Raw genomic sequence first — 6,927 nt, forward strand, 5'->3', positions numbered from 1 at the left:
CTCCTGGCAGCGTCAGGGCTTCTTGGTGATGAGTTCGACCGGGGTCTGGATGACGTTGTCGGCATCCACATCAGGCTTCTCGCCCTTGACCATTTTCAGCGCAGCCTGGATGCCGTACACCGCCTGCTGGCTGGCAGCCTGATCGAGGGTGGCAAGCACGCGACCATCGGCAAGCATCGGCTTGATGGCGTTGATGTTGTCATAGCCCACCACTTGCACCTGGCCGGTCTTGCCGGCGGCGCGCACGGCAGACACGGCGCCCAGCGCCATGCTGTCGTTGCCGGCCAGCAAGGCTTTCAGCTCGGGGTATTCGTTGAGCATGGCGGCGGCGACGGCGTTGCCTTTGTCGATTTCCCAATTGCCGCTTTGTACCGAGACGATTTTCATCTGCGCGGCATCCATGGCGTCCTTGAAGCCGGCGGTGCGCTGCTGGGCGTTGGTGGTGGTCGGCACCCCTTCGATGATGCCCACCTGGTCGCCGGCCTTGAGCTTCTCGTTCGCCAGGTAGTCGCCCACCAGGCGCGCGCCCTTGCGGTTGTCGGGGCCAACGAACGGCACGCTGATGCCTTTGCTCTTGAGCAGATCAGGGTCCAGGCGGTTGTCGATGTTGATCACCACCACGCCCTGGTCCATGGCCTTCTTCACCACCGACACCAGCGCCTTGGAATCAGCCGGGGCAATCACCAGCGCCTTGGCGCCGGAATTGACCATCTGCTCGACGATGCGGATCTGTTCGCCAGTGTCGGTCTCGTTCTTGATGCCGTTGGCGACCAGGTCGAATTCGTTGGCGTGGGTTTTCTGGTAGTCCTTGGCGCCGTCTTCCATGGTGCGGAAGAATTCGTTGGCCAGTGACTTCATCACCAGGGCGACCTTGGGCTTATCTTCGGCATGGGCGGCAGACAATGGCAGGGCGAGGGAAAGGGAGGAAACGACAGCGAGGGCCAGCAGACGACCGGGGAACGGCAGTTTCATGGACGATGACTCCGAATCTTGTGTTTTTTATCGGATCGCAAACGTTTGCGTTGACTAACTATGGAAACAGGACCGGGGTTTGTCAAATCCGTTTGATTTCGAAGGTCAAAGCACTGCTGTGCCGATTATCCAGATTTTTCCGGAAAACCGAACACCTTTTCCTATGCTTGTTCGGAATTGCGAATGGAAGGATGCCCTTTGCAGCAGCGGCCCTGTGTCGCGATGGTCTGCGCAGCAGCCCCGGCAATGTGTGCTGAACACAGCATTCCGGGGCCGCTGCGCACCCCATCGCGACGCAAGGCCGCTCCCACACAAAGAGCCGTCCGCGCAAGCTGGTACGAAACATGCCTGAAGCCCTGCGCGACTCAATAACTATCTCACTAGGAAGAGAGAGAACAATAACGATGAATGCCGCACTTAAAACCTTCGCCCCCAGCGCACTCGCCCTGCTGCTGATCCTGCCAACCACCGCCTCTGCCAAAGAAGCTGAAAACCAGCAGAAGCTGGCCAACGTGGTCATCCTCGCCACTGGCGGCACCATTGCCGGCGCCGGCGCCAGCGCGGCCAACAGCGCCACCTACCAGGCTGCCAAGCTGGGCATCGACAAGCTGATTGCCGGCGTGCCGGAACTGGCCGACATCGCCAACGTACGCGGCGAGCAAGTGATGCAGATCGCCTCTGAAAGCATCACCAACGAGGACTTGCTCAAGCTCGGCAAGCGGGTTGCCGAACTGGCCGAGAGCAAGGACGTCGACGGCATCGTCATTACCCACGGCACCGACACCCTCGAAGAAACCGCCTACTTCCTCAACCTGGTGGAAAAGACCGACAAGCCAATCGTGGTGGTCGGCTCGATGCGCCCGGGCACCGCCATGTCTGCCGACGGCATGCTCAACCTGTACAACGCCGTGGCCGTGGCCGGCGACAAGCAGTCGCGCGGCAAGGGCGTGCTGGTGACCATGAACGACGAGATCCAGTCGGGCCGTGACGTGAGCAAGTCGGTCAACATCAAGACTGAAGCCTTCAAGAGCGCCTGGGGCCCGATGGGCATGGTGGTGGAAGGCAAATCCTACTGGTTCCGCCTGCCGGCCAAACGCCACACGGTCAATTCCGAGTTCGACATCAAGCAGATCAGCAGCCTGCCACAGGTGGACATTGCCTATGGCTATGGCAACGTGAGCGACACCGCCTACAAGGCGCTGGCGCAGAACGGTGCCAAGGCGCTGATCCATGCCGGTACCGGCAACGGTTCGGTGTCGTCGCGGGTGGTGCCGGCGTTGCAGGAACTGCGCAAGAACGGCGTGCAGATCATCCGCTCGTCGCACGTCAACCAGGGTGGTTTCGTGCTGCGCAACGCCGAACAGCCGGATGACAAGAACGACTGGGTCGTGGCCCACGACCTGAACCCGCAGAAGGCGCGGATTCTGGCGATGGTCGCCATGACCAAGACCCAGGACAGCAAAGAGCTGCAGCGGATTTTCTGGGAGTACTGATTAACTCGCCGCGGTGCCCTGTAGGAGTGGCCTCGTGCCGCGAATGGTCTGCGAAGCGGCCCCAAATTTTTGCTTTACCGCAGAAATCGCCGGGGCTGCTGCGCAGCCCATTCGCGGCACAAGGCCGCTCCGACAAGACCAGAAAAACGTTATGGCGCGATGCGCTTCAGGTCATTCAACAACCCCATCAGCTGCTGCAGCTTCTCTTCACCAAACTGCGCCTGAATCTTCTGGTAGTTGGCCTCCATGCCTTCCTTCATCGAGGCAAAGCACGCCTCCCCTCTTTCGGTCAGGCTGACGAACACCCGTCGCTGGTCCTGCGCGGCCTTCTGCCGCCGCACCAGCCCGTCCCGCTCCAGGCGCCCCAGTACCCCGGTCATGCTCGGCTTGAGGATGCAGGCCAGCTCCGCCAACTGGTAATTCTCCAGCTCGCCGTGCTGCTTGAGGATGCGGATTACCCGCCATTGCTGCTCGGTCAGGTCGTGCTGGTTCAACAGCGGCCTGAAAAATGCCATCGCGGCTTCTCGGGCCTGCAACAGGCTTAGCGTGAGCGAAGGTTGCGTCTTGGTCATGGTCAAACCTGTGGCTTTTTCTCAATTCACGAATTTAAGGGCATGCACGATGGAAAGTGCAATCTGTTCCACGGAAAACCCATTCAAGCCCGGCGCGCGGGCTGCGACCATCGGCTGTAAACAACAACAGCACCCGGGTGAGCCGCCATGGCCATTTCACTGCAATTCTGCCTGCCGCTGGCGGTACTCCCCGGGTGTGAGCTTGGCGTAGCGGTTGAAGAAGCGGCTGAAATAGGCCGGGTCCTTGAAGCCGAGCTGGTAACAGATTTCGTTGGCCGTGCTGCCGGAAAACAACAGCAAACGCTTGGCCTCCTGCATCAGCCGTTCCAGCACCAGGCGCTTGGATGGCAAGTCGGCGATGCGCCGGCACACATCGTTCAGCCGTGCCTCGGTCACGCCAATCTGCTGCGCGTAGCGGGCCAGCGGCCAATGCTCAAGGTAATGCGCTTCGATCAGGGCATTGAAACGGTGGAAGATCTTCAGGTCTTCATGCCGCGCCGGGGTCGATTCCAGCGAGTTGGGGCACAGCCGCAGCAGGCTGATCATGATCAGGCGGGTCAGCGACTGCAACGCCGCCTCGCGACCCGGTTGCTGCGTGGCAAACTCGTCGCTCAACGCGTCCAGCCAGCCTTGCAGGCGCTGCGCCTCGGCCTTGTATTCGGCCGGCAGGTTGCCCAGCGCCACACAGGCTGGCTGCACCTGCATGCCCGCCGGCAGCAGGCTGGCGTCGGCTTCGATCAATTGCCACACCAGTTGCTGGCGCACCGTCAGCACATGCCCGTCGCTGTCAGCTTCGGTGACGAACGCGTGCGCCACCGTGGGTGGCGTGAGGAAGAACATCGGCCCGGCCTCGATGTACTGCTGGTCATCCAGATACACCCGTACTGTGCCCGACTTCACGTAATGCACCTGGAAAAACCGGTCATGCCGGTGCACCGGCATGTTGCGCCCGAAAAAGCCCGCCAGGTTGCCCAGCCGGTCGTAATGCACCTCGCTGTCGCTGTAGCGCTGGTCGTAAACCTGGCCAATATTGATGTTCGGTATCGGATGCCGGTCGCTCATGGCTGCTTGCTCGCAAATCGCTTGACCCTGTTGACGATGGCCCATGGTGCCTTGCCTTACCGGCAGGCGCCACTGGCCACCCCTTGACCATCGTTAACATATTAACTATAACATTAACACATTAACGAAATCCGCAGGACGGCCACCGCCCTGCACTGCCAGGAGAAGAGCATGAGCCATGCCCTGCATGACGTTGCCAGCGGCACCCTGTTCGGCGTCGCGCTGAACTACCAGGGTTTGCTGCAGCAGCACCAAGCGGCGTTCGTGGAAGCACCGTACAAGCAACTGCCGGTCAAGCCGGTGTTGTTCGTCAAAACCCCGAACACCCGCAACCAGCATGAAGGCCAGGTGGTATTCCCGGCCGGCGTGCAGCGCGTGCAACCCGGCCCGGCGCTGGGAGTGGTGATTGGCAAGGACGCCAGCCGCGTCAGCGTGGCCGATGCCCTGGAGCATGTGGCGGGCTACACCATCGTCAACGAAGTGAGCCTGCCCGAAGACAGCTACTACCGCCCAGCAGTCAAGGCCAAGTGCCGTGATGGTTTTTGCCCGGTCGGCCCTGAACTGGTACCCGCCAGCCAAGTGCCCACCCCCGATGCCCTGGGCCTGCGTCTGTATGTGAACGGCGAACTGCGCCAGCACAACAACACCGCCAACTGCGTACGCACGGTGGCGCAGCTGATTGCCGAAATCAGCGAGTTCATGACCCTGCACGCCGGCGACATCCTGATCACCGGAACCCCCGAGGGCCGCGCCGATGTACAGCCAGGTGACCGCGTCGACATCGAGATCGACGGCCTGGGCAAGCTGACCAACCACATCGTCGCCGAGTGAGGAATTACCTGTGAAACACGCCCGTATCCAGTTCGACGGCCAGGCCCACGATGTCACGGTCGAAGACGATCACCTGCGCCTTGCCGACGGCCGCCTGGTCCATCAGGACCAGGTCACCTGGCTGCCACCCGCCACCGGCAGCATGTTCGCCCTGGGCCTGAACTACGCCGACCACGCCAGGGAGCTGGCCTTCGCGCCGCCCACTGAACCGTTGGCTTTCATCAAGTCGCCAGGCACCTACACCGGCCACAACCAGGTCACCTGGCGCCCGGACAACGTCGAATACATGCACTACGAGTGCGAGCTGGTGGCGGTGATCGGCAAAGCGGCGAAGAACGTCAAGCGTGAGGACGCCCTGGCCTACGTTGCCGGCTACACCGTGTGCAACGACTACGCCATCCGCGACTACCTGGAAAACTACTACCGCCCCAACCTGCGGGTAAAAAACCGCGACGCCACCACCCCGGTCGGCCCGTGGATCGTCGATGCGGCCGATGTGCCAGACGTCAGCAACCTGAAGCTGCGCACCTGGATCAACGGTGAGCTGAAGCAGGAAGGCACCACCGCGGACATGATCTTCGACATCCCGCACCTCATCGAATACTTCTCCAGCTTCATGACCCTGCAACCGGGCGACATGATCGCCACCGGCACGCCAGAAGGCCTGGCCGATGTGGTGCCGGGTGACGAAGTGGTGGTGGAAGTGGAAGGCGTCGGTCGCCTGGTCAACCGTATCGTCAGCGAAGCTGACTTCTTCAAGAACAACAAGGCATGAGCAGCATGATCAAGCACTGGATCAACGGCCGTGAGGTCGAGAGCAAAGACACCTTCGTCAACTACAACCCGGCCACCGGCGACGCCATCTGCGAAGTCGCCAGCGGCGGCGCCGAGGAAGTGGCCCAGGCTGTGGCTGCGGCCAAGGAAGCCTTCCCCAAGTGGGCCAACACCCCGGCCAAGGAACGTGCCCGGCTGATGCGCAAGCTGGGTGAGCTGATTGAGCAGAACGTGCCGAAACTCGCCGAGCTGGAAACCCTCGACACCGGCCTGCCGATCCACCAGACCAAGAACGTGCTGATCCCGCGTGCCTCGCACAACTTCGACTTCTTCGCCGAAGTGTGCACGCGCATGGACGGCCATACCTACCCGGTCGACGACCAGATGCTCAACTACACCCTGTACCAGCCGGTGGGTGTGTGCGGCCTGGTAAGCCCATGGAACGTGCCGTTCATGACGGCTACCTGGAAGACTGCGCCGTGCCTGGCGCTGGGCAACACCGCCGTGCTGAAGATGAGCGAGCTGTCGCCGCTGACCGCCAACGAACTGGGCCGCCTGGCGGTAGAAGCCGGCATCCCCAACGGGGTGCTGAACGTGATCCAGGGTTACGGCGCTACCGCCGGCGATGCCCTGGTCCGCCACCCCGATGTGCGCGCCATTTCCTTCACCGGCGGTACCGCCACCGGCAAGAAGATCATGCAGACCGCAGGCCTTAAAAAGTACTCGATGGAACTGGGCGGCAAGTCGCCCGTGCTGATCTTCGAAGACGCAGACCTTGAGCGTGCGCTGGACGCCGCGCTGTTCACCATCTTCTCGCTGAACGGCGAGCGCTGCACCGCCGGCAGCCGCATCTTCATCCAGGAAAGCGTGTACCCGCAGTTTGTCGCAGAGTTTGCGGCGCGCGCCAAGCGCCTGATCGTAGGTGACCCGACCGACCCGAAAACCCAGGTCGGTTCGATGATCACCCAGCAGCACTATGACAAGGTCACCGGGTACATCCGCATTGGCATCGAAGAAGGTGCACGCCTGGTCGCCGGGGGCCTGGAGCGCCCGGCCAACCTGCCTGCGCACCTGGCCAAGGGGCAGTTCATCCAGCCCACCGTATTCGCCGACGTGAACAACAAGATGCGCATTGCCCAGGAAGAAATCTTTGGCCCGGTGGTGTGCCTGATCCCGTTCAAGGACGAAGCCGAGGCGCTGCAACTGGCCAACGACACCGAGTA

7 protein-coding genes are annotated in these 6,927 nt (G+C 61.8%); 4 read left to right on the top strand and 3 right to left on the bottom strand.

Features of this window, described 5'->3' with window-relative positions:
* Positions 1-12 precede the first annotated feature (12 nt).
* Positions 13-972 carry a sugar ABC transporter substrate-binding protein gene (locus E8E78_RS17700; RefSeq protein ID WP_016499004.1) on the bottom strand — a complete coding sequence of 320 codons (960 nt, stop codon included), beginning with the start codon at positions 970-972 and terminating at the stop codon, positions 13-15.
* Between the two features lie 404 nt (positions 973-1,376).
* Between E8E78_RS17700 and E8E78_RS17705 the strand changes: the two genes are divergently transcribed.
* Positions 1,377-2,465 carry an asparaginase gene (locus E8E78_RS17705; protein WP_049274713.1) on the top strand — a complete coding sequence of 363 codons (1,089 nt, stop codon included), beginning with the start codon at positions 1,377-1,379 and terminating at the stop codon, positions 2,463-2,465.
* A gap of 149 nt (positions 2,466-2,614) precedes the next feature.
* On the opposite strand, the gene hpaR is transcribed toward E8E78_RS17705, so the two are convergent.
* Complete coding sequence (hpaR, locus tag E8E78_RS17710) at positions 2,615-3,037, bottom strand: homoprotocatechuate degradation operon regulator HpaR (protein WP_049274712.1); 423 nt, start codon at positions 3,035-3,037, stop codon at positions 2,615-2,617.
* 156 nt (positions 3,038-3,193) lie between these two features.
* Positions 3,194-4,099 (bottom strand): 4-hydroxyphenylacetate catabolism regulatory protein HpaA, encoded by a 906-nt coding sequence (gene hpaA / locus E8E78_RS17715; protein ID WP_016499001.1) that lies wholly within the window; start codon positions 4,097-4,099, stop codon positions 3,194-3,196.
* Between the two features lie 171 nt (positions 4,100-4,270).
* On the opposite strand from hpaA, the gene E8E78_RS17720 reads away from it, so the two are divergent.
* The 3 genes from E8E78_RS17720 to E8E78_RS17730 all read left to right on the top strand — a co-directional run.
* Positions 4,271-4,930, top strand: a complete 660-nt coding sequence (locus E8E78_RS17720; protein ID WP_197863336.1) for a fumarylacetoacetate hydrolase family protein — start codon at positions 4,271-4,273, stop codon at positions 4,928-4,930.
* A 10-nt stretch (positions 4,931-4,940) separates the two neighbouring features.
* A complete protein-coding gene (locus tag E8E78_RS17725; RefSeq protein WP_049274710.1) occupies positions 4,941-5,705 on the top strand; it encodes a fumarylacetoacetate hydrolase family protein in 765 nt (254 codons plus the stop codon).
* A 5-nt stretch (positions 5,706-5,710) separates the two neighbouring features.
* Positions 5,711-6,927: aldehyde dehydrogenase (locus tag E8E78_RS17730; RefSeq protein ID WP_280313868.1), on the top strand; the 1,217-nt coding region annotated here is incomplete at its 3' end.

Source organism: Pseudomonas sp. BN505 (assembly GCF_029873175.1).
GTDB classification, from domain to species: domain Bacteria; phylum Pseudomonadota; class Gammaproteobacteria; order Pseudomonadales; family Pseudomonadaceae; genus Aquipseudomonas; species Aquipseudomonas putida.

What these genes read in the sequence shown, in the direction of transcription:
- E8E78_RS17700 (WP_016499004.1), bottom strand. Translation starts at nt 972, where the DNA reads ATGAAACTGCCGTTCCCCGGTCGTCTGCTGGCCCTCGCTGTCGTTTCC.
- E8E78_RS17705 (WP_049274713.1), top strand. Translation starts at nt 1,377, where the DNA reads ATGAATGCCGCACTTAAAACCTTCGCCCCCAGCGCACTCGCCCTGCTG.
- hpaA (WP_016499001.1), bottom strand. Translation starts at nt 4,099, where the DNA reads ATGAGCGACCGGCATCCGATACCGAACATCAATATTGGCCAGGTTTAC.
- hpaR (WP_049274712.1), bottom strand. Translation starts at nt 3,037, where the DNA reads ATGACCAAGACGCAACCTTCGCTCACGCTAAGCCTGTTGCAGGCCCGA.
- E8E78_RS17720 (WP_197863336.1), top strand. Translation starts at nt 4,271, where the DNA reads ATGAGCCATGCCCTGCATGACGTTGCCAGCGGCACCCTGTTCGGCGTC.